The following is a 26,441-nucleotide window of genomic DNA, read 5'->3' as shown; positions in this document are numbered from 1 at the left end:
AAATTGTTAAGAAATTGTGATTTATTGGGTGCAAAGATAAGTTATCTGTAAAAATAAGCCTTCATTTTTTTTATATTCTCAATAATTTTTTCAATATTTCAGAATTGCAAAAAAATTCTTCTCCCTAATAAGAACTATGCATTTTATCCGTTTTATTTTGTAGTTCGTCGAGTTTTTATATATTTGTTCGATAACTATTTCAATTATATTTGGAATTATATGACAATATCTATTAAAAAGTTGATGCTTTTGTTTGCAATTTTGTTTTCAATGCAAAAGACCTCAGCTCAATTGGGCATTTCTCACGAGATCGGTGCATTTGTTGGTGCAGTTGCATTTCAATCTGATTTTGGAGTAAGAAAAGATTTTGAAACTAATGCAGGTAATACTGGCGTCGCATTAGGTATTGTACACTATATAAACTTCGCATATCGGGCTGATTGTAATTGCTATTCTACAGACACTTATTTTAATGATCACTTTAAAGTAAGAAGTGAAATATCATGGAATAAAACGACATTGAACCACTTTGGGAAATGGGTAGATGATTCCCGGACTAGTGAAAATGCAGAGCGATTAAGACGTCACACAGGCGAAGCACAAAATTGGGATATAGGTATGCAGTTAGAGTATTTCCCAAGAAGTATAAGAGCGTTTTCTGCTGGTGCTTACTCTTTTGCTCCTTTTGCTGCACTGGGCGCACACTATGTATCCTTTAATCCATCCGTTTCAACATCATATGGCCTACCAGGTGGTATTAACAACAATGATAATTTTTATAGTTACTGGGATGATGCTTCTGGTGGTGACCCTTTTATAAGTGATGAGTCTGGTTCTACTTGGTCTGTTGTTGCTAGTCTTGGAACCCGCTATAAGCTTACTATACTCTCTGATCTATTTGTTGAGCTAAGATGGCAGTATTATTTTGATGATTTTATCGATGGTCTAAACCATAAATTATCTTCGAATAAGAGCAATGATTGGAATTTATGGTTAAATTTCGGTTACATCTATTATTTGGATTAAAAAGACTTATCATCGTCATATAAAATCCTCAATTCTTATCAATTAGAGTGATCTATTTATTGTTTTAAGACAAAGTATTTAATTTCCCCTTTTGACTCTTCAAGCTTAAAGAGTTAAAAATCATGCTTAACCTTGTCTCAAAAGAAAAGTTGTTTTTTAAATACTACATTAAAAATGATTACAAAAGTAATACTCACTTTTAGAATATAATGTAGAATTACTTGCCCTAAAAAAATAAAGTATAAAAGAAAAATATGTAGTTTTGCTTAATTTTCAATCAAACCATGAAATACAAAAGAATACTACTTAAATTATCAGGCGAAGCCCTAATGGGAAATAGGCAATACGGTATTGACCCAGAGCGTTTAGCAGAATACGCAAAGGACATTAAAGAGATTACTGATTTAGGTGTGCAGGTTGCCATTGTCATAGGTGGTGGAAATATCTTTAGAGGTGTGGCTGGTGCAATGAATGGAATGGATCGTGTTCAAGGAGACCATATGGGCATGTTGGCAACCGTTATAAATGGTTTAGCTTTACAAAATGCACTTGAAGATGCTAATGTTAAAACACGTTTACAAACGGCGATTAAAATTAATGAGGTCGCTGAGCCTTTTATAAGGCGTAAAGCTATGAGTCATTTAAACAAAGGACGAGTAGTGATTTTTGGAGGAGGAACGGGGAATCCTTATTTTACAACTGATTCTGCAGCAGTTTTACGTGCTATAGAAATTGAAGCCGATGTAATTTTAAAAGGAACTCGCGTAGACGGTATCTACACTGCAGATCCTGAAAAAGATAGTACAGCAGTTAAATTTGATCATATTACTTTTGATGATGTTTTACGTAAAGGGTTAAAGGTTATGGATACAACTGCCTTTACTTTAAGTCAAGAAAATAAATTACCAATCATAGTATTTGACATGAATAGAAAAGGAAATTTACTTAAAGTTGTTTCTGGAGAGAATATAGGCACAGAGGTTAATCTGTAAGACTTGGTATAACCTTTGATAACCTTCAATTAAAGTTTTTAAATTATGGACGAAATTAAATTTATAATAGATACTGCAAAAGAAGCCATGGATGCTGCCATAAAGCATCTTGAAAAACAATTAGTAAACATTAGAGCTGGTAAGGCTAGCCCTGTAATGTTATCAAGTGTAATGGTTGATTATTATGGGTCTCAAACTCCATTAAACCAGGTAGCAAATGTAAATACGCCAGATGGTAGAACCATATCTGTACAGCCTTGGGAAAAAAGCATGCTACAAGAAATTGAACGCGGTATTATGCTTGCCAATTTGGGGTTTAATCCCATGAACAATGGAGAGATGATTATTATTAATGTTCCACCTTTAACAGAAGAGCGTCGTAAAACTTTAGCAAAACAAGCTAAGGCTGAATCTGAAGATGCTAAAATCGGAGTTCGTAATGCACGTAAAGATGCCATGAACGATATTAAAAAATCTGATGTTTCTGAAGATCTACAAAAAAATGCAGAGATAGATGTACAAGAACTCACAGATTCTTACGTTAAACAAATAGACAGTATTTTAGATCATAAGGAAAAAGAGATTATGACCGTTTAGTCAAAAAAAATAAAAAGCATAAACATCCCAAATAAATTTGGGATGTTTTTTTTAAACTTAATGCATATATGCCAAAGCATTTCTTTGTTGTTTTCATTATATTATTTGCAGCAAATGGCTTTGCACAAAACCCTATTACAAAAGAAAAAGACTCTGTTAAAAAAGTACAAGACTCCATCAAAAAAACTAAATTCTTAAAACAATTGGGTAATGGATTCTTTCCTTTCAATTATTTTGATGCTGACTTACGATACCTTATAAAATTTAACCAATACGAAGGTTTTAGAACTGGGTTAGGAGGTGTAACTAACAATCAATTTTCTGAACGTTACAGACTCAATGGTTATGTTGTTTATGGATTTACTGATAAACGTATAAAATATAGTATTGGTGGTGGATTTAGAGTTAATAAACCTCACAATACATGGGTTAATCTTACTTATACAGATGATTTACAAGAAACAGGAAGCTCTACTTTTTTAACCGACAAGCGATTTTTTACCTTTTTTGAACCTAGACTTTTAAATATTGATTTATTTCATCGACATATAACTAAATCCATTGCTTTAGAGCATCGCTTCTCGGACAATTTATTGTCAGAAACCCAATTAGCTGTAAGTAATATTAACCCAACTTATTTTTATAACTTCATCTTAGACGAAAAAAGCTATGATAGTTTTGACATAAGTACAGCAAAAGTAAGTTTACAATGGAGTCCATTTAACAATGTTGAGGTTTCTGAGGATAATACAAAAATAATCAAAGAAGGTTTCCCAAAATTCACTTTGCAATTAACACAAAGTTTTAAATCTATTTTGGGTGGTGATTTTAACTTTTCAAAGTTAGATTTTAGAACCATTCAACAGTTTAATCATAAAAATGATGCCATAACCAACATTACCTTAGCTGCTGGTATAGCTGGTGGTAATGCGCCATTGACTCACTTATACCATGCTTATCCCAATAATATTACTAAAGAAACCATTCTTCAGCGGTTTTCTGTAGCAGGTCTTAACAGTTTTGAAACCATGTACTTTAATGAATTTTTTAGTGATAAGTTTTCGACATTACAATTAAAACACTACTTCAGACCTTTTAATATTTCTGAACGGTTTAAACCCCAATTGGTACTTATATCGAGATATGCTGTTGGTAATATGAAAAGTATAGACCGGCATCAAGGTATAAGTTTTAATACCCTAGACAAGCTCTACTCAGAATCTGGCTTTGAAATCAATAAATTGCTCTTAGGCTTTGGATTAAGTTTTGCATACCGTTATGGCGCATACCACTTACCCGCATTAGAAGATAATATCGCTTTTAAGTTTACCTTTAATATATCATTATAACCACTATTATATTACTGTTAATTCCTTAGCAATTCCTTAGGTTTTTTCTACCTTTGCGCCTCATTTCTCTCTAAACGAGATTTAAGTACAATAATATTTTAGTTAAAACCATTTATTTATTTTAATTATATACCTCAAGAGATAGTTCTGAGGTGGTTGCCATATAATGTTTAAACTATTTACCACAGGATTTTGGGAAGCTATTGCGAGAGTTATTCTTCGTAATAAAATCTTTATACTCATTGCTATTGTTTTGGCAACTGTGTTCTTTAGTATGCAATGGAAACATATGCGCTTTACCTATACCGAAGCTAATATGTTACCTGATGACCATCAAGTTAACATAGTTTATAATGATTTTCTTAACATCTTTGGTGAAGAAGGTAATCTTATAGTCCTTGGTGTAAAAGATTCAACGCTGTTTTCTGTAAAACAACTTAATGCCTGGAATAAACTAGCAGAATCCTTTAAACCATATGATGAAGTTGAAACGGTTTTATCTATAAAAGATCTTCAAAAATTGGTGAAAAACACCAAAAAAGAGCAGTTTGATTTAGAACCTTTTATAAAAGACTCAATCTCTAGTATTGAGCAGATTAATTTACTTCAAAATGAGCTGTTTAAAAAATATCCTTTTTACGATAACTTTTTGTTTAATGCAGAAACAAAAACTATTCGTACAGCTATTTATTTAAAGAAGGATATTGTTAATACGTCTGCTCGTAAAGATTTTATAATTGAAGATTTAGAGCTAAAAATCAACACTTTCGAAATTGAAACTGGATTAGACGTTAGAGTTTCGGGTATGCCCTACATCAGAACTCTAAACTCTCAAAATATTGTAGACGAAATAGGACTTTTTATTGGAGCGGCCCTTTTAGTGACTTCGTTAATTTTCTTTTTGTTTTTTAGATCCTTTAGAGCCACCTTTATTTCTTTAATTGTAGTCTGTATTGGGGTTATGTGGACTTTTGGAATTTTAGGCTTATTGGGCTACGAAATTACAGTACTTACTGCATTGATTCCGCCTTTGATAATTGTAATTGGTATCCCTAATTGTATTTTTCTAATCAATAAATATCAACATGAGGTTAGGTCGCATGGCAACAAAGTAAAATCGCTACAACGTGTTATTACCAAAGTAGGTAATGCCACATTAATGACCAATGTTACTACAGCTTCAGGTTTTGCAACCTTTATCTTAACTGAGAGTAAATTATTAAAAGAATTTGGTATTGTTGCTTCATTGAGTATACTGGCAATTTTCATCCTATGTCTGCTCATTATTCCTATAATGTATACGTTTTTACCATATCCTAAAAAACGTCACTTAGAACATCTCAATAAGCGTTGGATTGGTGGTTTTGTTGATTGGATGGAGCGTATGGTAAAACATAAAAAGATAACTATTTACGTTACAGCTCTTATACTCATTATTGGTAGTATGATTGGTATAAATCAGATTAAAATCTCAGGTAGTCTAATCGAAGATATGCCAAAAGACAAACAGTTTTTTAAGGACATTCGCTTTTTTGAGGATGAGTTTAACGGTATAATGCCATTAGAGATTATGGTAGATACCAAGCGTAAAAAAGGTGTTATGAAATTAGCGACTTTAAAACGCATTAATGAACTAGAAGTGCTAATTGATGAGATACCCGAATTATCTAAACCTATTTCTGTGGTGAGCTTAGTAAAGTATAGTAAGCAAGCTTATTATAACGGTAATCCAAAATACTATCAATTGCCTACGAGTCAAGAAAACAGTTTTATTTTATCATATGCTAAGAATTCCTCATCTGACATTGATCTGTTAAAAAACTTTGTAGACAGTACAGGTCAGTATGCACGTATTACTACCTTTATGAAAGACATAGGTACCGCAAAAATGGAACGTATTCAAGAGAATCTTCAGAATAAGATTGATAAAGTATTTCCAAAAGAGCGTTATGAAGTTACCATGACAGGTAAAGCTTTAGTGTTTCAAAAAGGAACAAAGTACTTGGTAAGAAACCTTGTAATTTCATTAACACTTGCCATATTTCTAATTTCGCTATTTATGGCATACTTGTTCCGTTCGTTTAGAATGATTATTGTATCTCTTATACCTAACCTTTTACCTCTTTTGGTTACAGCAGGTTTAATGGGTTATGTTGGTGTTCCTATAAAACCATCTACAATATTGGTGTTTAGTATAGCTTTTGGTATATCAGTTGATGACACGATTCACTTCTTAGCAAAATACAGGCAAGAATTACAAGCTAACCACTGGAAAATCAGGAAATCCGTTTATGCTGCACTCAGAGAAACTGGTGTGAGTATGTTTTACACATCTATAGTATTGTTCTTTGGGTTTTCGGTATTTACTATATCTAGTTTTGGTGGTACAGTAGCTTTAGGAGCTTTAGTCTCTATAACTTTATTGTTCGCAATGCTATCAAATTTATTATTACTGCCTTCATTGCTGTTATCTTTAGAGCGAAGTATTGCCAATAAAGAAGTATTGCGTAAACCTACAATAGATATTATTCCATCAGAAGATGATACCGATATCGACTTAGAAAACGAAGAATAACAATTATCTTAGCATTTCAAAAAATTTAAAAAATGACAACAAAATCTGTAGCAGAATTATTATTTGAAAACGTAAAACTACAAGATGTTACCGTAAAAGGATGGGTAAGAACATTTAGAGCAAATCGTTTTATAGCCTTAAATGATGGCTCAACCATAAATAATATTCAATGTGTTGTTGACTTTGAAAATTTTGAAGAAGCGCTTTTAAAACGTGTTACAACTGGCGCAGCTATAGAAGTTACAGGAGAACTCGTAGAAAGTCAAGGTAAAGGCCAATCCGTTGAAATACAAGTGAAATCTATAGAGGTACATGGCGACTCAGATCCTGAAGCTTATCCTATACAACCAAAAAAACATTCGTTTGAATTCTTAAGAGAACATGCACATTTACGCACCAGAACCAATACATTTAGTGCGGTAATGCGATTGCGTTCGTCATTATCATTTGCCATTCATAAATATTTTAATGATAATGGGTTCTATTATATGCATACACCAATTATCACAGGTAGTGATGCTGAAGGTGCTGGCGAAATGTTTAGAGTGACAGGTTTAGATCCTAAAAACCCTCCTTTAACTGAAGATGGTGAAGTGGATTATAAAGAAGATTTCTTTGGCAAGGAAACCAACTTAACTGTTTCTGGGCAGTTAGAGGCTGAAACCTATGCTATGTCTTTGGGAAAAGTTTATACTTTTGGCCCAACTTTTAGAGCCGAAAATTCAAACACATCTCGCCATTTAGCAGAATTTTGGATGATTGAGCCAGAAGTAGCTTTTATGGACTTAGCTGGTAATATGGATTTAGCAGAGGACTTTATGAAATCTGTATTAAGCTATGTTTTAGAGCACAACAAAGAAGATCTGGAATTTTTAGATAAACGTTTACAAGACGAAGAAAAGAAATTACCTCAGGCGCAACGCAGTCCTATGAACTTAATTGATAAAATTAAGTTTGTTGTAGATAACAACTTTATGCGTGTAAGTTACACAGAAGCTATTGAAATTCTAAGAAATAGTAAGCCAAACAAGAAAAAGAAATTCAATTATATTATTGAAGAATGGGGAGCAGATTTACAATCTGAGCACGAACGTTTTTTAGTTGAAAAACATTTTAAATGCCCTGTAATATTATTTGATTATCCTGCAAATATTAAAGCTTTTTATATGCGCTTAAATGAAGACGGAAAAACAGTAAGAGCAATGGATATCTTATTCCCAGGCATTGGAGAAATGGTTGGTGGTTCGCAACGTGAGGAACGTTTGGATGTATTAAAAGAAAAAATGGCAGCCTTAGATATACCTGAGGAAGAATTATGGTGGTATTTAGATTTACGTAAATATGGTACTGCTGTACATTCTGGGTTTGGATTAGGCTTTGAGCGATTGGTAATGTTTGCTACAGGAATGAGTAATATTAGAGATGTGATTCCTTATCCACGTACACCTCAGAATGCAGAGTTCTAAACAAAGTATTAAACCTGTATGGTTTTAGAAACCTAACAGGTTTTTTTAGTATTTTTATAGCTATTCAGAATTTAATAAATGGCCCTAAAACAGTATTTACAATTTAAGCTATCACAAAAGCTATCACCACAGCAGATTCAACTGATGAAACTGATTCAGTTACCTACGCAAGCTTTTGAACAACGTTTAAAACAAGAGCTTGAAGAAAACCCTGCATTAGATACAGGTAAAGAGGAAACCCGTGACGATAATTTTGACGAGTTTGATAATACTACTGACGACTTAAATGACAACGACACAATTGATGCGGACGATATTAACATTGATGAGTACCTTAGTGACGACGAAATACCTGAATATAGAACACAAGCCAATAATTATAGTGCGGACGATGAAGAAAAAAGCATACCCTATGCTGCAGGTACGTCATTTACTCAACATTTAATTAATCAATTAAATACATTTAGATTATCTGATCAGGAAGAAGAAATTGCTTATTTCTTAGTTGGTAGTGTGGATGAGAGTGGTTATATACGCCGTTCTTTATCTGATATTACGGATGATTTAGCATTTACACAGAATGTTTATACAACAGAAGAAGAGGTAGAAAAAGTGCTTCAAATTGTACATCAATTAGATCCTGCTGGAGTTGCAGCAAGAAATCTTCAAGAATGTTTGAGCATTCAATTACACAGAAAGGAGCAAAACCCTGATATAGAACTAGCAACGGCTATTATCGATAAAGCTTTTGAGCAGTTTACCAAAAAGCATTATAAAAAGTTGATGCAGAAATTCAACATTAATGAAGAACAACTTAAAGATGCTATTGAAGAAATAGAACGTTTAAATCCCAAACCTGGTGGTTCTTATGCTGGCAATAATAAAATTGTTGAGCATATTGTACCAGACTTTGCTATAAAAATTGTTGATGGAGAATTAGAGTTGACACTTAATGGTAGAAATGCACCAGAGCTTCATGTATCGAGAGAATATAATAATATGCTTAAAGGCTACAAGGATAGTAAAGAAAGGTCTAAAGCCCAAAAAGATGCAGTAATGTTCATTAAACAAAAGCTTGATGCCGCTAAATGGTTTATTGAAGCTGTTAGGCAACGTCAACAGACGCTTTTTGTAACAATGAGTTCTATTATGAACTATCAAAAAGAGTATTTTTTAACAGGCGATGAACGTAAGTTGCGACCAATGATTTTAAAAGATATCGCTGACGAAATTGAGATGGATGTCTCAACTATTTCGCGTGTTGCTAATAGTAAATATGTGGATACACCATATGGTACTAAACTTATAAAAGAGTTTTTCTCTGAATCTATGACTAATGATCAGGGCGAAGAAGTATCAACGAGAGAAATTAAAAAAATTCTTGAAACTGTAATTGAGGAAGAGAATAAAAAGAAACCACTTACCGATGAGGCACTTTCTAAAATATTAAAAGAAAAAGGTTACCCTATTGCCAGACGCACAGTTGCCAAATACAGAGAGCAATTAGATATTCCTGTGGCACGTTTAAGAAAAGAATTATAAGCATATTAAACTTAGGATGAAAGATTTTATTTTAAAAAGTATATCGTTTGTTTTTCATCCTTTAATAATGCCGCTTCTTGGTGTATTATTCTATTTTTCTAAGACACCTCGTTTTATCCCAGAGCCTATAAGAAATGCTAAAATATTTTCTATTATAATCCTTACAATTATTTTACCCATTCTTTTGTTTTTTTTACTAAAAACGGTGAACAAGGTTAAAACCATATATTTAGTAAGCACAAAAGAAAGGCTAATTCCATTATTCATTAACTGCGTTATTATCAGCCTTATTCTTATGCGCGTCTTAACTCCAAATGAAATTGTGGAATTGTACTATTTTTTCTTAGGTATTTTGTGCTCTACTTTAGCTTGTTTTATAATGGCAGTTTTTAAAGTAAAAGCAAGCATACATATGATAGCTGCTTCTGGTTTTTTTATGTTCGCAGTGGCTATTGGGATTCATTATCAAATTAATATAAATGGTACTATTGCTTTAATGATGATGATTCTTGGCGCTATTGCCACATCGCGTTTGCATTTAAAAGCACATACTAATCAAGAATTAATTATTGGTATGTTAGTGGGATTATTTCCTCAACTTGTTTTTTTAAACTACTGGTTATAAGATGTAGAACATTAGCCCTAATTTAAAAGATTTTACATCAATAGATTTACCATCTAATTTCGCATCACCTCCAAAGATTGAATTTAAACCATAATACATATGAAAATTCCAAGTGCCATAACCAGCACTTAATGTTATACCATATTGAATTTTATTGAAATCGTCTATGTTAGATAGTCTTTCATTATCTGCATCACTTTTAAACTTAGCAGAATTATAAAATATATAGCCAAATTTAAATCCTGAGTAGATACGCCAAAAATTATAATCTGAAGCTGTTGATGTTCTCCACCTAAACTCAATAGGCACTTCTACCAAGTAGGTCGTAAACTTGTTTTTTGATACATTAACCTCACTTTCATCAATTACATTATAAACGAGTTGGTCATTTATCTCTACAATCGATACATTTTGATTATATGAGTTAGTGGATAGACCTATTCCCAAACCTAATGAGATGTTTCTTCTTTGATTAACTGGCATATCTCTGATAAAACCAAAATGAAATCCCGATGAAAAACTATTTTGGTTAACGCCGTCAGGTTTATTGGTCAGTAAATTATAGGTTGCTGAAATATAAAATTGGTCTTCTCTATAGTTTTTATATAACTTAGATTTATCGGCATCTTCATCATCTTGAGCAAATCCAAAAAAACTAATACAAATCATTAAAAGTAATATGCAATACTTCATAAGATAAATCTACAAAATCTTTGTTTTAACTGTGTTGATATCTAATAAAAAAACGCCCTGAATTCTCAGGGCGCTTTTTTTATAAAATTAAGATTTTGTTATTCTTCAGCTTTTGCATTGGCAATATACATTACTTTAAGTGTATTTGCTTTACGTAGTTCTTGCTTAATATCTGACACTAAGCCAGCATGGGTGTTTTTATCTACCTTTAATCCAATAACAATTTTACTTTTTAGTTCTTCAACCATATCTGCCTGAGCCTGGAGTACTGAAGATCTTACATCTTCAACCCCAATAAAGGCATCATTAAACTGAATTCTAGGTTCTTCACCTAGGTGCTTATATTGAGTACTTGGTTTACCAGCATAGATGTATGTTGTTCTGTCTTTTTTAAGCTTCTCAACCTGATCTGCACTAGGTAAATTATTTTCAATCATCAATGTGCTATCTCTCATAACGGTTGCTACCATGAAAAAGAAAAGCAACATAAATACAATATCAGGTAAGGATGCCGTCGATATTGCCGGTAAATCCCCTTGTTTTCCTTTTTTAAACTTTGACATATTTGTTACTTTTAATTTTTATCTGGTTCTGCCTCGGACAATTTCATAGGGAATAGTTTCTTAATTTCTTCTATACGTTCATTAAGCACTTCATCCTTACTAAATTGATTCTTTTCTTTCTCCTCTAACATAGCTGTAAATACTTTGTCAGCATTAGGGTAATATTGCTTGTACAATCTTTTAGCTTCTCTTTCTCTCAAAAAGTTATAAGCCGCTACTAACTCATTTTGTACATCCATATATTGCTCATAAGAAGTCTCCCTATCATGTTTCATTGAGATAATAGCTTTATCTGGATGATCCGAAGAGTCATCTAAACGCTTTCCTTGACAATAATCACAACTTTTACCTGCATGATTGGTACCACCACCATTATCTAGAAACTCTATGGCTGCTTGTCTTAAATCCTTTAACTCCATTTGCTCATCTTCAACAAGTAATTGGTTGTTTCGGTTTATAAGTACAGTAAACAAATTTTTCTGTTTAATTTGCGGCGGTTCAGTTTGAGTATCGTCAATAGGAGGCAAACTCCTTAATAATCCTTTATCTTTTTCTATTGTTGTTGTTACCAAGAAAAAGATAAGTAATAAGAAGGCAATGTCAGCCATTGAACCTGCATTTACTTCTGGTGCCGATCGTTTTGCCATACTATGTTATTTATTAATTATTTTTTTTACCCCAGAGAATATCATTGCTAGTGCCGCTACGACAATCAAAATATAGAATGCTGTTAAGCCTGCACCTACCATTTGGGATTGAGAACTTGTTGCAACTCCATCTTGTAATTTATAAATCATCGAATCACCTCCAGCGGTAACATAAGATATAATTAGAACCGCAGCAAAAGCTCCTACACCTATTAACGTATTTTTAAGACCAGCCGTATTTGTAAATAGATTTTTTAAAACAAAACCAATAACAAAAACTAACACTAAACCTAGCATCACATAAGCAGCCCAAGCCATTGGTTCTACTATAGCAGTGTCTCCTTCTTTAGCAGCTGCTTCAATTGCGTCGTTTCCTTTTGATATAATTCTAACTAAAGAAACTATACCTACTAGACCAATTACTGCCGCTATTATTTTTAATAATTTGTGCATAGTTAATTTTTATTTTTTGTGTCTTACTAATAAATCCATTAAGGTAATTGATGCATCTTCCATGTCATTTACAATACTATCGATCTTAGCAATAATGTAGTTGTAAAAAATCTGAAGTATAATCGCAACAATAAGACCAAATACTGTAGTTAAAAGTGCTACTTTAATACCACCAGCTACTAAGGATGGTTGCATATCTCCTGCCGCTTCAATTTTATCAAAAGCTTGAATCATACCAATTACTGTACCCATGAAACCAAGCATTGGTGCCAAGGCTATAAATAAAGATATCCAAGATACATTCTTCTCTAACTGTCCCATTTGTACTCCACCATAAGCAACTACCGCTTTTTCTGCAGCATCTAAATCTTCGTCTGCACGATCTAAACCTTGATAGAAAATTGACGCCACAGGTCCTTTAGTATTTCTACAAACTTCTTTAGCTGCTTCTATTCCACCAGAGTTTAAGGCATCTTCAACGTTTTGGGTTAATTTTTTAGTGTTAGTTGTAGAAAGGTTTAAAAAGATAATTCTTTCTATAGCAATAGCCAGTCCAAGAATTAAACATAATAATACAATTCCCATAAATCCAGGACCACCTTCAATAAAACGCTTTTTTAATTCTTGATGGAAACTCAAATCCTCTGCAGGTGCATCATCTTGAGTTACGCTTGTTACTGTTGCTGTTGTAGTAGCTAATGTTGTTGCATTTGCATTAACAGTTCCGATAGCCATTAAACATGTAATGGCAAGGATAGAAAATAATCTTTTCATTGTTCTTAATCTTAATTTTATTAGTTAAAGTGTTAAAGATAAAAAAATAATGTAACAATTTCCTAAAAATCTATGCAGAGAGGAAGGGATTCGAACCCTCGATACCCTTTTGGAGTATACACACTTTCCAGGCGTGCGCCTTCGACCACTCGGCCACCTCTCTGTAAATCCTAGTAAAAATTACAGAACGCCAAATAACAAAAAAAACTTTAAACGCTGAAATTTATACTGTTATTTTTAGGTCATTTCGCCTCTTAACGGGGTTTCAAAAGTAGTTTTGAAATCTTTTGTTTCAAGATTTTTACTTAATAAATACATGAGTTTTGCTACCGCTGCTTCAGTAGTAATATCTTTACCAGAAATTACACCTATACGTTTTAACTGCGAGCTGGTTTCGTATTGCCCCATTGCAACACTTCCTCCGGCACATTGAGTTACATTAACAATATGTAAACCCTTGTTTATAGCTTCTTCTAGTAAATCAACAAACCAAGACTCTGTTGTTGCATTCCCAGAACCATAAGTTTCAATTATCAATCCTTTTATTAATTGACTTCTAAGTACAGCTTCTACAATAGGCTTGGATATACCTGGAAATAACTTCAAAATTCCAATATTGGTATCCATCGCTGTACGCAATATTAGCTCTTTTCCTAAATTAGGTTTTAACAAATATTCTGTATTAACATTTAGATGCACCCCTGATTCTGCCAAATGAGGATAATTTAGCGAGTCAAAAGCCTCAAAATGTTCTGCATTAATTTTTGTGGTTCTATTTCCTCTATAAAGTTTGTATTCAAAATAAAGACATACCTCCTTAATTACAGGCTCGCCTTTATTTTGCAATGATGCCATTTGAATAGACGTAATAAGGTTTTCTTTAGCGTCAGTGCGTAAATCCCCAATTGGTAGCTGAGACCCTGTAAATATGACCGGTTTTGATAAATTCTCTAACATAAAGCTTAATGCAGAAGCCGAATAACTCATAGTATCACTACCATGTAATACAACAAAGCCATCAAAAGTATTGTACTGATTTGAAATGATTTTAGCTATAACAGCCCAATATTCCGGATTCATGTTAGAAGAATCTATTGGGCTTTTAAAGGATTTGGTTTCTATATTACAATCTAAAAGGCGTAGTTCAGGGATTTTGTCTAATAGGTTATCAAAATCAAATGCTTTAAGCGCACCACTATCTGCATCTTTGATCATTCCTATAGTACCTCCGGTATATATTAATAGTATGTTAGGTTTTTGCATATGTTAAATACCAAATACGTGTTTTGAATTTTCTGTAGTAATATGAGCAATATCTGCTTCGCTGATTTGGTAAAGTTCGGATAATTTTTTTAATACCATGTGTATATAGGAACTTTCATTTCGTTTTCCTCTGTATGGTTTTGGTGCTAAGTAAGGAGAATCTGTTTCTAAAACAATATGTTTTAAATCAATTTGATTTATAAATTGGTCTATTTTTCCATTTTTAAAAGTGACTACTCCTCCAATACCTAATTTCATATTATAAGATATGGCCTGATGTGCTTGCTCTATATTTCCTGTAAAACAATGGAAAATCCCATATAGGTCATTAGATTTTTCAGTTTCTAAAACTTCAAAAATTTCATCAAAAGCATCTCTGCAATGAATTACTATAGGAAGTTTATATTTTTTTGCGAGTTTAATTTGATATCTAAAGGCCTCTATCTGGATACCTAAAGTTGTTTTGTCCCAATATAAATCAATTCCTATCTCGCCAACGGCATAAAATTTTCGTTTACTGAGTTGCTCCTCTACATGTTTTAGTTCTTCTTTAAAATTCTCTTTTACATGTGTGGGATGTAACCCCATCATTAAATAGATATGCTCTGGAAAGTCTTTCTCTAATTGCAACATAGGTTTAGTATATGTAGAATCTATTGCAGGAATAAAAAAACGTTTAACATTTGCGTCTATGGCTCTCTTTATCATTTCTATTCTATCGGCATCAAAAGCTTCACTATATAAATGTGTATGCGTATCTGTTATAATCATTCAGCAAAAATAATCGTTTAGAGTATTATATTTACATAAATTATTAAAATGGAAACTCTACAAAGCTTTCTTATACCTAAAGGCTATTCTAAGATTAAGTTGAAGCTGACCAAAACCAATCATTTTGAAATTAAAGCATCTATTAATGGTGTAAAAGGACGTTTTATATTAGATACAGGAGCATCTAGCAGTTGTGTTGGGTTTGAGGCTATTGAGCGTTTTAATCTTAGGGTCAAAGATTCTGATGTAAAGGCTGTAGGAGCGGGTGCTTCTAATATGTTAACACAAATTTCAAAATCTAACGACTTAAAAATTGGCAAATGGAAAAAACACAAAGTTGCATTAATCTTGTTTAATTTATCTCATGTTAATAACGGTCTTATAAACCATAATGCAGATCCTGTAGACGGTATTATTGGTGCTGATATTTTGAAGAAAGGCAAAGCTATTATTGATTACGAAAAAAAATACCTCTATTTAAAACTAAAAGAAATTTCATTACCTAAAGATTCTTAGTATATTTAAATCTAAGTTGAATAATAGCAAAATGAGCCCAACCATCATAATTGCAGATGACCATCCTTTAGTTCTAAAAGGTCTTGAAGAATTTTTATTTGAAAAAAAATATAACGTTTTAGCTAGTGCTAAAAACGGAAAAGAAGCATTAGCTTTAATAAAAGCTCATGTACCAGATATAGCAATTCTGGATATTAAAATGCCTTTTTACACAGGGCTACAAATTGCTGAGAAATGTAGAAAAGTTAATCTTTCAACCAAAGTTATTCTCATCACCTTTGAAAAAGATGAAAAAATTTATACTAAAGCTAAAGCATTAGGGATTTACGGTTATGTACTAAAAGAGTTTGCTTTAGATGAAATAGAAAATTGTATATCATCAGTTATTAAAGACACCCCATATTTTAGTCCAGAACTTTTAGCTTATATCGAAGTAGATAAAACGCCTGAGAAATTAAATCTTATAACAAAAACAGAATTAAAAATCTTAAAATTAATTACTGAGAATAAGACTGCAAGAGAAATTGCAGAACAATTATTCATCTCACCAAGAACCGTTGAAAAGCACAAAAGCAACATTATCAGGAAATTAGAAATAGAAAAAACCCAAAACAGTCTTCTTATTTGGGCTAAAGAGAATCAACGTCATTTATCTTAAAAATACGTAAGGTTACGTATATTATTGTATGAATATATTTCTGAAATTTACATTGTTATTAATTAAGGGTTAATAACGAGCTATTAATTAGTTCTTAGGGGATTATTTGAGCCTTGAACATATGTTCAGGGCTCTTTTTTGTGAATTACATTAAAAAAATCAAAAAATACGTAGTTCTACGTATAGTATGGCTTTAAAATTATTTGCAATTTTACATCAGCTATTAATCAACGCCTCAAGTTAAGTTCTTGAAAGTTCTGAATTAGCTTATGGTTCAGAGCTTTTTTAAATTACTATATATGGAAACAATGAAAGATAATACTGCAAAAAGGGATAGAATTTTTATGATATTACTCATAGTAAGCTCTATCATTGTAATCTCAGCCAATATCGCTGTTAATTTTTTTAGTTAATTTTAGTTAGTTACTCTTGTTAGTTAGGAGTAAAAAAGCGCAATTTGTTTTCAAATTGCGCTTTTTGCTTATAGATATTTAAAATTTTACATTTCTAAAGCTTTCTTTGGATTGTTATCCATTAATAATTCTACAGGGTTTTCTAGCGCTTCTTTAACTGCCACCAAGAAACCAACAGATTCTTTTCCGTCAATAATTCTATGATCATAAGATAATGCAACAAACATTATTGGGCGAATTTCAACCTTACCATTAATTGCTACAGGTCGTTCAACAATATTATGCATTCCTAAAATTCCGCTTTGTGGTGGGTTTATAATTGGTGTAGATAACATACTACCAAATACACCTCCGTTAGAAATAGTAAATGTGCCTCCCGTCATTTCGTCAACTGTAATTTGACCATCACGAGCCCTGATTGCTAAACGCTTTACCTCTGATTCCACTCCTCTAAATGATAAATTTTCAGCATTTCTGATTACTGGCACCATTAGCCCTTTGGGGCCAGATACTGCTATACTGATGTCGCAAAAATCGTAAGACAGCATTTCTTTACCATCTATCATAGAGTTCACTGCTGGATACATCTTTAGTGCTCTCACTACAGCCAAAGTAAAAAAGCTCATAAACCCAAGGCTTACACCATGTTTTGCTTTAAAGTCTTCTTTATATTGCTTACGTAAATCAAAAATTGGAGACATATCTACTTCGTTAAAAGTAGTCAACATCGCTGTAGTATTTTTAGCTTCTACTAAACGTTCTGCTACTTTGCGACGCAACATAGACATTTTGCTACGTGATGTTCCTCTATTACCACCTGTAGGAGTACCCATAGATGGTGTAGCATTGACAGCGTCTTCTTTTGTAATGCGACCATCTCTACCTGTACCAGAAACTGATTTTGTATCTATACCTTTTTCATCCAATATCTTCTTAGCTGCAGGACTTGGTGTACCAGTAGCATAAGTTTTAGCTTCAGTTGTAGAAGATTTAGGTTCTTCTTTTTTAGGGGTTTCTTCTTTTTTCTGTTCCTTAGCTGGTGATGCTTCTCCTCCTTCTGGTTTAGTTGCGCTTGTATCAATTAGACAGACAACTGCTCCTACCTCAACGGCATCGCCTTCTTCTGCTTTTAACGTAATTGTTCCGCTCGCTTCTGCTGGCAATTCGAGGGTTGCTTTATCACTATCGACTTCTGCAATGGCTTGGTCTTTTTCTACATAATCTCCGTCTTGCACTAACCATTCTGCTATCTCTACTTCAGTAATTGACTCGCCTGGCGAAGGCACTTTCATTTCTAAAATCATGGGCTTTATTTATTTAAGCTCTAATTTGAGTTGTATTAATTTTTTATCTCTGGTTGTTTTTGCTTTTATCAAAAACGTAATCTATAACTTGTTGATGTCTAATTTTTGAACGCACTGAGCTACCTGCTGCTGGAGCACCATAAGGTCTTCTACTTGCTGCTCTCCATTGTCTTGCTTCATCTAAGTGCATTAACATATGGCTATAAGCTCCCATGTTTTTAGGCTCTTCTTGAGCCCAAACTACATCATCTGCATTTTTATACTTCTTAAGAATGTTTCTTATATCTTCAACTGGGAGTGGGAATAATTGTTCTATTCGCACTATAACCACATCATCTCTATTTAACTTTTCTTGCTCTTCTAGTATATCGTAATAGAACTTTCCTGTTACAAAAACTAAAGTTTTTACTTTATCTGCTTTTGCATTTTCATCATCGATTAGCATTTGAAAACTTCCATTAGCAAATTCATCTACTGTAGAAACTACTTTTGGGTGACGTAATAAGCTTTTTGGAGTAAACACAACTAAGGGTTTTCTGTAATTGGCTTTCATTTGTTTACGCAACAAATGAAACATATTGGCAGGAGTTGTACAATCAGCAACAAACATATTGTCCTTAGCACAAACTTGCAAATAACGTTCCATACGACCCGAAGAGTGTTCTGCTCCCTGGCCTTCATAACCATGAGGTAATAGCATCACTAAACCATTTTGTGTTTTCCATTTATCTTCACCAGAAGATATATACTGGTCTATCATTATCTGAGCTCCATTGCTAAAATCCCCAAATTGTGCTTCCCAAATTGTTAATGTATTTGGGCTTGCCATAGCATAACCATAATCAAATCCTACAACACCATACTCTGATAATAAAGAGTTGAATATATTAAACTGACCTTGGTTGTTAGAAACATTCTTCAGTAAGATAATTTCTTCCTCACTATCTTCAACTTTAACTACAGCATGTCTATGTGAAAATGTACCTCTTTCTACATCTTGACCAGAAATTCTAACATTAAAACCTTCTACTAATAATGAGCCATAGGCCAAATGTTCAGCCATTGCCCAATCTAATCGATTTTCATCAAACATTTTTTGACGAGACTCTACTAAACGTTGAATTTTTCTAATAAATTTTTTATCCTCAGGTAAATTAGAGATTACCTTTGTGATATCCTTAAGAAGCGCCTCAGAAACTGTTGTATCTACAGGCTTCATCATTTCATTTTCATCTACACGAACAAAATCCTTCCATTGCTCGTGCATAAAGGGAGAAATAACCGTTTTTTCAATTTTACGAGAGTCTTCAAGTTTTTCTTCAAGTTTGTCTTTGTATTCCTTTTCAATTTTTTTTACATAACCATCATCAATCACTCCTTCAGCAATTAATCGTTCTGCATAAATATCTCTTGGATTCTTATGCTTAGAAATTGCTTTGTATAACAATGGTTGTGTAAACTTAGGTTCATCTCCTTCATTATGACCGTACTTTCTGTAACCCAGCAAGTCAATAAAAACGTCGCGTTTAAATTTCATTCTAAAATGTAAAGCAAATAATGTAGCATGAACTACAGATTCTGCATCATCTGCATTGACATGAAGTACAGGTGAAAGCGTCACTTTACCAACATCTGTACAATACGTACTAGAACGACCATCTAAATAATTGGTTGTAAATCCAATTTGATTATTAACAACGATATGAACCGTTCCGTTTGTTTTATAACCATCTAGCTGCGCCATTTGTACCACCTCATACACTAAGCCCTGCCCTGCAATTGCTGCATCACCATGAACTACTATCGGAAGGACTTGAGAGGCATCTTCAATCTCATTTTTATCTTGCTTTGCTCTAGAAATGCCCTCTACAACTGCACCAACGGTTTCTAAATGTGAAGGGTTTGGTGCAATACTTAAGTTAATTTTTTTACCAGTATCTGTTTCGCGATCACTTGTCCAACCTAGGTGATATTTCACATCACCATCAAAGATCTTTTCTTCATAATCCTTACCATCAAACTCACTAAAAATATCTTTCGCAGATTTACCAAAGATATTTGTTAAAGTACTTAATCGTCCACGGTGTGCCATTCCCATGACAAATTCCTTTACCCCATAACCTGCAGCAGTTTCAATCATAGCATCTAAGGCAGGTATTAAGGATTCGTTCCCTTCTAAAGAGAAGCGCTTTTGGCCAACATATTTAGTGTGCAAAAAAGTTTCGAAAGATACAGCTTCGTTTAACTTTTTTAAGATATTTTTCTTTTCATCTGCAGAAAACTGAGGGTGATTATCATTAACATTCAACTTTTTCTGAATCCAATCAATCTCTTCTGGTTTTCTTATATACATATACTCAACACCTATAGAATCGCAATAAATGCGTTCTAAATGATCAATTATATTTTGGAGCGTTGCTGCACCCAAGTCTATAATTTCACCTGCCGAAAATGTTGAGTTTAAATCGCTTTGTGATAACCCAAAATTTTCAATCTCTAGTGTAGGAGCATATTTGCGTCTTGCTCTAACTGGATTAGTTTTTGTAAATAAATGACCTCGATTTCTATAGCCATCTATGAGTTTTACAACCTGAAATTCTTTTTGAAGCTGCTCTGGTATTTGCGCAGAAACACCTTCAACAATTTCACCATCCATTCCATAGCTTTCAGACCCGAAATCGTAACCTTGAAAAAAGGCACGCCAACTAGGTTCTACAGAATCAGGATTTTTTAGGTATTGGTCGTACAAATCAGCAAAATATGCTGTGTGTGCTGCGTTGAGAAAGGAATATTTATCCATTATTTTTTACGAGACGTTGTCGTTTCAACAAAATTTCTTCAAAAATACAACTTTTACAAAAAATAGATGTGGTTTTATTATATTTATAACAATTAGAAATGCACGTATTTAATGATGATAAAACTCCATACCAAGCTTAGTAATAAGATAATAGTCTGTATCATTTTAACACTAGTATTTAGCAATACCTCATTAGCTCAATATGATTCAAATAAAAGCAGTTTTTGGGAAAATGTACAATTTGGGGGAGGGCTTGGATTAAATTTTGGAGATGGGTTTTTTAGCGGAGCTATAGCGCCAGCTACTTTGTATAGGTATAATGCTTATGTTTCAACAGGAGTTGGTTTAAACTTTCAATACAGTTCTGAACGCGATGTCTTTAAATCTACAGTTATTGGTGGAAGCATCATTGGGCTTTTTAACCCTTACCCTGAATTACAAATTTCTACCGAATTTGAACAATTGTACGTCGATAGAGATTTTGATGAACAATTTGTGGCCAATGTCGACGACAACTATTGGTATCCAGCCTTATTTTTAGGCGCTGGATACCGCAGTGGTAATGTGACTTTTGGAGTTAGATATGATATTTTATATGATGAAGATAAGAGTATTCAAAACCAAGCCTGGATGCCTTTTGTTAGATTTTGGTTTTAATTTTATAAAGGCAAAACAGATTTTCCACTTTTAATATGTTTGGCTAACTCTTCTAAGCTAGTACTTCCTAACCTTTCTATTATTAACTGTTTTTCTTTATATACTAAATGATGTAAAGAACATGGATTACCGCTATCACATTCTTTTAAACTTAACAAACAAGAATTAATACGTGTTTCTCCATCTATTGCATTAACTATCTCAGCAATTTTTACTTGTTTGTTCTCTTCACTTATATAAAACCCTCCTTTTGGGCCTTTAGTAGATGAAATAAGATTTTTTTTTGATAAAGCTTGTAATATTTTAGCAATATAGGCTTTTGGAACATTGATGGGTTTTGCAATATCGCTAATCACTACTTTTTCATTTTCTGAAGAATTTACAGCTAGATAAAGCGTAGCTTTTATCGCGTATTTAGTTGAATTAGAAAACATAAACGTATTAAATTATCTAAGACAAAGATAAAAAAGACTTTTTTATCTTAAATATGATTTTTATCATATTTTATTCACAATCTCGCGTCTATATTTGCTTCATCTAAATATAGATTCTAATGAAAAAAGCACTAAAATTTTTAACGTTAATTATCACACTAATTTTATTTAGTTGTGGCGGAAGTGACAAAAAAGACGAACCTTCTTATGGTAAAAAAGAACCTGAAAAAAAAGAAGTGAAAGAACCCGCTTCAAAACGAGTAGATCTAAACAATAAGGGTATTGGACCTATTACATCTGTAGATTTAGGTCTGGTAGTTGACAAAAATATGGCCGCACATGGTAAAGAAGTTTACGACAAAATGTGTACTGCCTGTCATAAAGCAGAGAAAAAATTTATTGGTCCTTCCCCTAAAGGCATTTTAGAGCGCCGTACTCCAGAGTGGGTAATGAATATGATTCTAAACCCAGAAGAAATGGTGAAAGAAGATCAATTAGCAAAAGACCTTCTTATAGAATTTAATGGTTCCCCAATGGCAAATCAAAACTTAACAAAGGAAGAAGCCAGAGCAGTTCTTGAATATTTCAGAACACTTTAAGCTATTAACATAAAAAATAAAACCAATGAAAACACTAATCAAATTTTTATTATTTGTTGTGCTTTTAGTGTGTTTTGTTGCTTGTAATAACAGTACAAAAACATCTGAAAACACAACTAACGAAAATCCAAAAAATGAAACTTCGACTGAAAAAACAGGACAAGCATTCATTAAAGATGAAGGTGGTACTCCTAATGCATTACAGCTGGCTATTCAATCAGAAGATCATTCAACTTTAGTAGCTGCAGTACAAGCGGCTGGTGTTGAAAATGCCTTGGTTAATGTTGGCCCACTTACTGTGTTTGCACCTAATAATGATGCCTTTGCTAAAATAGATGAAACGACACTTAATAATTTATTAAAACCTGAAAATAAAAGTAAGCTAGCCTTTATACTAACACACCATGTAGCTCCTGCAAATTACCCAGTTGATATGTTAAAAAAGAATGCCAAAAAGAAACGTAAACTTTATATGGCCTCAGGTAAATATTTAGAAGTTACTGAAAAGGATGGCGAATTATTTATAGATGGTGTAAAAATCATAGGAACAGTAAACGTAAGTAATGGCTGGGTACACGTTACTGAGAGTGTCATTTTACCAAAAGACTAAATAAATCAACTCATTAAAACAAAATTATATGGCTAAAATAGGTAAATATATATTGGGTATTGCTACTCTTATCTTTATGACAAATTGTGGCAATAACAATGACAGCAATTCTGGTGCTATGTCTTCGAGTAAGGCTGAAAAAGTATATGTTGCACCAGGTGAACATGACGAGTACTATGCTTTCTTTTCGGGAGGTTATAGTGGTAATATTACTGTTGCTGGTCTTCCAAGTGGCAGAATGCTTAAAGAGATCCCTGTATTTTCTCAATTCCCAACATCTGGTTACGGATACTCTGAAGAAACAAAACCAATGTTAAATACATCATTTGGTTTTGTGCCTTGGGGTGATGCTCACCATCCGGATATTTCGCAAACTAATGGTGAACTTGATGGAAGATGGATTTTTATCAATGAAAACAACACACCACGTATAGCACGTATAAGTCTTACTACATTTGAAACTGAAGAAATTATTGAGTTACCTAACAGTGCTGGTAATCATGCCTCTTCATTTGTAACTGAAAATACAGAATACATTGTCGCAGGTACACGTTTTGCAGTTCCTAATCCACAACGTGATATGCCAATTAATGAAATGAAGGGACAATTTAAAGGCCCGCTTTCATTTGTAAGTATTGCCGATAACGGTAGGATGAATTTAGAATTTCAATTAAACATGCCAGGTTTTAATTACGATTTAGCACATCCTGGACGTAATAAATCCCATGGCTGGTTCTTCTTCACCAGTTATAACACAGAAGAAGCTAATACGCTGATGGAGGTAAATGCTTCGCAAAATGACAAAGACTATATCGCTGCTGTTAATTGGCAAAAAATTGTAGAGTATGTTAAAAATGGTGGTGGCGAAAAAGCCCCAGGAACATACGCCCATAATGTATATGATGAAAAAACGCATACCGCCACATCTACTATGAAAGAAGGTGTTACAATGGTTGACCCAAGAGAAGTGGAAGGAGCTGTATTCTATATCCCAATTCCAAAATCGCCTCATGGTTGTGATGTTGATCCTTCTGGAGAATATATCATTGGTAGTGGTAAATTATCTACAGATTTAAGTGTGTATTCTTTTGAAAAAATTCAAACCGCAATAAAAAACAAGGATTTTGTGGATGATTCTTATGGAATACCTGTATTAAGTTATGAAAACACAATAGCCGGTGTGGTAGCACAGCCTGGCTTAGGCCCGTTACATACTGAGTTTGACGGAAAGGGAAATGCCTACACCACATTCTTTATCTCATCTGAAGTTGTAAAATGGAAGCTAGGGACTTGGGAAGTACTTGATAGACAACCTACATTCTACTCTGTAGGTCATCTTATGATTCCAGGAGGTAACTCTAGAAAACCATTTGGTAAATATATGGTTGCAATGAATAAGATTACTAAAGACCGATACTTACCTACTGGACCTGAGTTAGAACACTCCGCTCAGTTATATGATATTAGTGGTGATAAAATGGAGTTATTATCTGATTTCCCTACTCATGGTGAACCTCATTATGCCGCAGGTATTAGAGCCGATATCATTAAAGATAAGAGCAAAAAATACTACGAACTATCCGAGAATGAGCATCCTTATGCTGCAAAAAGTGAGAGTGAAGCTAAAGTAACGCGTAATGGTAACGAAGTCCATATAAGCATGACAATGATTCGTAGTCACTTTTCGCCAGATAATATAGAAGGTGTTAAGGTTGGAGATAAAGTATATCTGCATATGACTAATTTAGAACAAGACTTTGATGTCCCACATGGTTTCTCAATTATTGGTGCCAATACATCAGAGATTTTAGTAATGCCAGGACAAACCAAAACTATCATATGGGAACCTAAACGTGAAGGTGTTTGGCCATTCTATTGTACGGATTTCTGCTCTGCTTTACATCAAGAAATGCAAGGATATATAAGAGTGTCTGCAGCAAATTCTAATACACCACTTAAATTCACACTAGATGAATAATAAAGTTAGATAGTTTTAGTGTTTTAAATGTTATTTAACTCAAAATGGGCGAGTTATTTCTACTCGCCCATTCTTTTAAATCAAAGTTTATGAAACCCGCAAGTATAATAATGATAATAGGCTCAGCACTATTACTAGGATTATTTGTATATCCTTTATGGAGCATTGAGCTGGAAGCTCCACAATACCCAAACGGTATTGGAATGAACATTCATCTCAATGGTCTAGAGGGTAAAAAAAAACACGACTTGCAAAATATCGATGGACTTAACCACTATATTGGTATGCGTAAGTTACCGAAATCTCATGAAATGTGGGAGTTTAGTGCCTTTCCGAAAATAGTTGGAGGTATGGCTATTTTGGGGATGTTTATTGGTTTATTGGGGTTCTTTAAAGGTATTTCGCCAAAATGGTTTATAGCCTGGCTCATTCTTATGTGTATTTTAGGAATTTTAGGTATGTATGACTTTAATGCATGGATGGTAGATTATGGCACCAATTTAGACCCTAAAGCTATTATGAAAATGACAGATGCCGATGGAAATCCTTTAAGCTATAAACCTCCTTTATTTGGTACAAAAAATATTCTAAATTTCGTTGCACACTCATACCCTCATACTGGAGCTTACATGATGGGATTTGGAATGTTCTTAACCTTGGTAGCTTTTTGGCTTGGCAACAAAAAAATGAAATCTTTAAAAGCATGAAACACCTTGGACTTTTGTTAGCTCTTTCTTTAACCTTAGGATGCAGTAAAACACCAGAATCTATAAACTATGGTACAGATATGTGCAACTATTGCCAAATGACAATCGTTACAAAAACACATGCAGCTCAAATGGTTACGGGTAAAGGCAAACAATTTAAGTTCGATGCAATTGAGTGTATGATTAGATTTTTAGATGATAAACAAGAACTTGTCCCAGAAAGTAATCTTTTAATTACTAACTACAATACACCAGGCATTATGATTAATGCAAAAACAGCTAGTTATGTTGTATGCGAAGAAATTACAAGCCCAATGGGTGCTAATCTTACTGGGTTCATATCTTTATCACAAGCTAAAACAACAATTGATAATAGAGATGCTGAATTCTATGACTGGAGAGGTATATTCAAAAAACTTAACTAACTTG

Annotated in this window: 26 protein-coding genes and 1 tRNA gene; 16 read left to right on the top strand and 11 right to left on the bottom strand. The window is 33.3% G+C overall.

Annotated elements, in window-relative coordinates; genetic code table 11:
- Positions 1 to 270: 270 nt before the first annotated feature.
- From Q0912_RS04490 to Q0912_RS04455, 8 genes are all read left to right on the top strand, one after another.
- Complete coding sequence (locus Q0912_RS04490) at positions 271 to 1,026, top strand: glutamate dehydrogenase (RefSeq protein ID WP_299112465.1); 756 nt, start codon at positions 271 to 273, stop codon at positions 1,024 to 1,026.
- A 284-nt stretch (positions 1,027 to 1,310) separates the two neighbouring features.
- The gene (pyrH, locus tag Q0912_RS04485) at positions 1,311 to 2,018 is read left to right on the top strand and encodes a UMP kinase (RefSeq protein ID WP_299112463.1); all 708 of its coding nucleotides are present in this window, start codon (positions 1,311 to 1,313) and stop codon (positions 2,016 to 2,018) included.
- Between the two features lie 42 nt (positions 2,019 to 2,060).
- Complete coding sequence (frr, locus tag Q0912_RS04480; protein ID WP_299112639.1) at positions 2,061 to 2,615, top strand: ribosome recycling factor; 555 nt, start codon at positions 2,061 to 2,063, stop codon at positions 2,613 to 2,615.
- A 68-nt stretch (positions 2,616 to 2,683) separates the two neighbouring features.
- Positions 2,684 to 3,964, top strand: a complete 1,281-nt coding sequence (locus Q0912_RS04475; RefSeq protein ID WP_299112462.1) for a hypothetical protein — start codon at positions 2,684 to 2,686, stop codon at positions 3,962 to 3,964.
- A gap of 166 nt (positions 3,965 to 4,130) precedes the next feature.
- Positions 4,131 to 6,539, top strand: a complete 2,409-nt coding sequence (locus Q0912_RS04470; protein ID WP_299112460.1) for an efflux RND transporter permease subunit — start codon at positions 4,131 to 4,133, stop codon at positions 6,537 to 6,539.
- A 32-nt stretch (positions 6,540 to 6,571) separates the two neighbouring features.
- The gene (gene asnS, locus Q0912_RS04465; protein WP_299112459.1) at positions 6,572 to 8,005 is read left to right on the top strand and encodes an asparagine--tRNA ligase; all 1,434 of its coding nucleotides are present in this window, start codon (positions 6,572 to 6,574) and stop codon (positions 8,003 to 8,005) included.
- 78 nt (positions 8,006 to 8,083) lie between these two features.
- Positions 8,084 to 9,547 (top strand): RNA polymerase factor sigma-54, encoded by a 1,464-nt coding sequence (rpoN, locus tag Q0912_RS04460; protein ID WP_299112457.1) that lies wholly within the window; start codon positions 8,084 to 8,086, stop codon positions 9,545 to 9,547.
- Between the two features lie 16 nt (positions 9,548 to 9,563).
- Positions 9,564 to 10,172, top strand: a complete 609-nt coding sequence (locus Q0912_RS04455) for a hypothetical protein (protein ID WP_299112456.1) — start codon at positions 9,564 to 9,566, stop codon at positions 10,170 to 10,172.
- Here the strand turns inward: Q0912_RS04455 and Q0912_RS04450 are convergent.
- The 8 genes from Q0912_RS04450 to Q0912_RS04415 all read right to left on the bottom strand — a co-directional run bounded on the left by Q0912_RS04450 (position 10,167) and on the right by Q0912_RS04415 (position 15,336).
- Positions 10,167 to 10,865: a porin family protein gene (locus Q0912_RS04450; protein WP_299112454.1), complete on the bottom strand. Its 699-nt coding sequence runs from the start codon at positions 10,863 to 10,865 to the stop codon at positions 10,167 to 10,169. The two genes, Q0912_RS04455 and Q0912_RS04450, sit on opposite strands and share 6 nt — an antisense overlap.
- Positions 10,866 to 10,963: 98 nt before the next feature.
- Entirely contained in the window at positions 10,964 to 11,428 is a 465-nt protein-coding gene (locus tag Q0912_RS04445; RefSeq protein ID WP_299112453.1) for a biopolymer transporter ExbD, read from the bottom strand.
- 11 nt (positions 11,429 to 11,439) lie between these two features.
- Entirely contained in the window at positions 11,440 to 12,075 is a 636-nt protein-coding gene (locus Q0912_RS04440) for a biopolymer transporter ExbD (RefSeq protein ID WP_299112451.1), read from the bottom strand.
- A gap of 6 nt (positions 12,076 to 12,081) precedes the next feature.
- Positions 12,082 to 12,528, bottom strand: a complete 447-nt coding sequence (locus Q0912_RS04435) for a hypothetical protein (protein ID WP_299112449.1) — start codon at positions 12,526 to 12,528, stop codon at positions 12,082 to 12,084.
- A gap of 9 nt (positions 12,529 to 12,537) precedes the next feature.
- Complete coding sequence (locus Q0912_RS04430) at positions 12,538 to 13,302, bottom strand: MotA/TolQ/ExbB proton channel family protein (protein WP_299112447.1); 765 nt, start codon at positions 13,300 to 13,302, stop codon at positions 12,538 to 12,540.
- A gap of 75 nt (positions 13,303 to 13,377) precedes the next feature.
- Positions 13,378 to 13,465 (bottom strand) — tRNA-Ser (locus Q0912_RS04425).
- A gap of 74 nt (positions 13,466 to 13,539) precedes the next feature.
- On the bottom strand, positions 13,540 to 14,565 hold the full coding sequence (locus Q0912_RS04420) for an asparaginase (RefSeq protein WP_299112445.1): 1,026 nt from the start codon (positions 14,563 to 14,565) through the stop codon (positions 13,540 to 13,542).
- A gap of 3 nt (positions 14,566 to 14,568) precedes the next feature.
- Entirely contained in the window at positions 14,569 to 15,336 is a 768-nt protein-coding gene (locus Q0912_RS04415) for a TatD family hydrolase (RefSeq protein ID WP_299112444.1), read from the bottom strand.
- A gap of 48 nt (positions 15,337 to 15,384) precedes the next feature.
- On the opposite strand from Q0912_RS04415, the gene Q0912_RS04410 reads away from it, so the two are divergent.
- The gene (locus Q0912_RS04410) at positions 15,385 to 15,852 is read left to right on the top strand and encodes a retropepsin-like aspartic protease (protein ID WP_299112442.1); all 468 of its coding nucleotides are present in this window, start codon (positions 15,385 to 15,387) and stop codon (positions 15,850 to 15,852) included.
- 31 nt (positions 15,853 to 15,883) lie between these two features.
- Positions 15,884 to 16,510 (top strand): response regulator transcription factor, encoded by a 627-nt coding sequence (locus Q0912_RS04405; protein WP_299112440.1) that lies wholly within the window; start codon positions 15,884 to 15,886, stop codon positions 16,508 to 16,510.
- Between the two features lie 499 nt (positions 16,511 to 17,009).
- Here Q0912_RS04405 and odhB read toward each other — a convergent pair whose 3' ends face one another.
- Both odhB and Q0912_RS04395 read right to left on the bottom strand, forming a co-directional pair.
- Positions 17,010 to 18,227, bottom strand: a complete 1,218-nt coding sequence (gene odhB, locus Q0912_RS04400) for a 2-oxoglutarate dehydrogenase complex dihydrolipoyllysine-residue succinyltransferase (protein ID WP_299112439.1) — start codon at positions 18,225 to 18,227, stop codon at positions 17,010 to 17,012.
- A 43-nt stretch (positions 18,228 to 18,270) separates the two neighbouring features.
- A complete protein-coding gene (locus Q0912_RS04395) occupies positions 18,271 to 21,027 on the bottom strand; it encodes a 2-oxoglutarate dehydrogenase E1 component (protein ID WP_299112437.1) in 2,757 nt (918 codons plus the stop codon).
- Between the two features lie 111 nt (positions 21,028 to 21,138).
- On the opposite strand from Q0912_RS04395, the gene Q0912_RS04390 reads away from it, so the two are divergent.
- On the top strand, positions 21,139 to 21,684 hold the full coding sequence (locus Q0912_RS04390) for an alpha-ketoglutarate decarboxylase (protein ID WP_299112435.1): 546 nt from the start codon (positions 21,139 to 21,141) through the stop codon (positions 21,682 to 21,684).
- 2 nt (positions 21,685 to 21,686) lie between these two features.
- Here the strand turns inward: Q0912_RS04390 and Q0912_RS04385 are convergent, their stop codons facing one another.
- Positions 21,687 to 22,118, bottom strand: a complete 432-nt coding sequence (locus tag Q0912_RS04385) for an Rrf2 family transcriptional regulator (RefSeq protein WP_299112433.1) — start codon at positions 22,116 to 22,118, stop codon at positions 21,687 to 21,689.
- A gap of 119 nt (positions 22,119 to 22,237) precedes the next feature.
- On the opposite strand from Q0912_RS04385, the gene Q0912_RS04380 reads away from it, so the two are divergent.
- The 5 genes from Q0912_RS04380 to Q0912_RS04360 all read left to right on the top strand — a co-directional run bounded on the left by Q0912_RS04380 (position 22,238) and on the right by Q0912_RS04360 (position 26,437).
- Entirely contained in the window at positions 22,238 to 22,717 is a 480-nt protein-coding gene (locus Q0912_RS04380) for a cytochrome c (protein ID WP_299112431.1), read from the top strand.
- Positions 22,718 to 22,742: 25 nt separating this feature from the next.
- Entirely contained in the window at positions 22,743 to 23,327 is a 585-nt protein-coding gene (locus Q0912_RS04375) for a fasciclin domain-containing protein (RefSeq protein ID WP_299112429.1), read from the top strand.
- Positions 23,328 to 23,355: 28 nt separating this feature from the next.
- Entirely contained in the window at positions 23,356 to 25,305 is a 1,950-nt protein-coding gene (nosZ, locus tag Q0912_RS04370) for a Sec-dependent nitrous-oxide reductase (RefSeq protein ID WP_299112427.1), read from the top strand.
- A gap of 89 nt (positions 25,306 to 25,394) precedes the next feature.
- Entirely contained in the window at positions 25,395 to 26,012 is a 618-nt protein-coding gene (locus Q0912_RS04365) for a hypothetical protein (protein WP_299112425.1), read from the top strand.
- Positions 26,009 to 26,437, top strand: a complete 429-nt coding sequence (locus Q0912_RS04360; protein ID WP_299112423.1) for a nitrous oxide reductase accessory protein NosL — start codon at positions 26,009 to 26,011, stop codon at positions 26,435 to 26,437. Before Q0912_RS04365 ends, Q0912_RS04360 begins: the two co-directional genes overlap by 4 nt.
- The last annotated feature ends 4 nt before the right edge of the window (positions 26,438 to 26,441 follow it).

The organism is uncultured Winogradskyella sp., from assembly GCF_947498345.1.
GTDB lineage: Bacteria > Bacteroidota > Bacteroidia > Flavobacteriales > Flavobacteriaceae > Winogradskyella.
The sequence above is the reverse complement of the archived record's forward strand: the minus strand, read 5'-3'. Positions and strand labels throughout refer to the sequence as shown.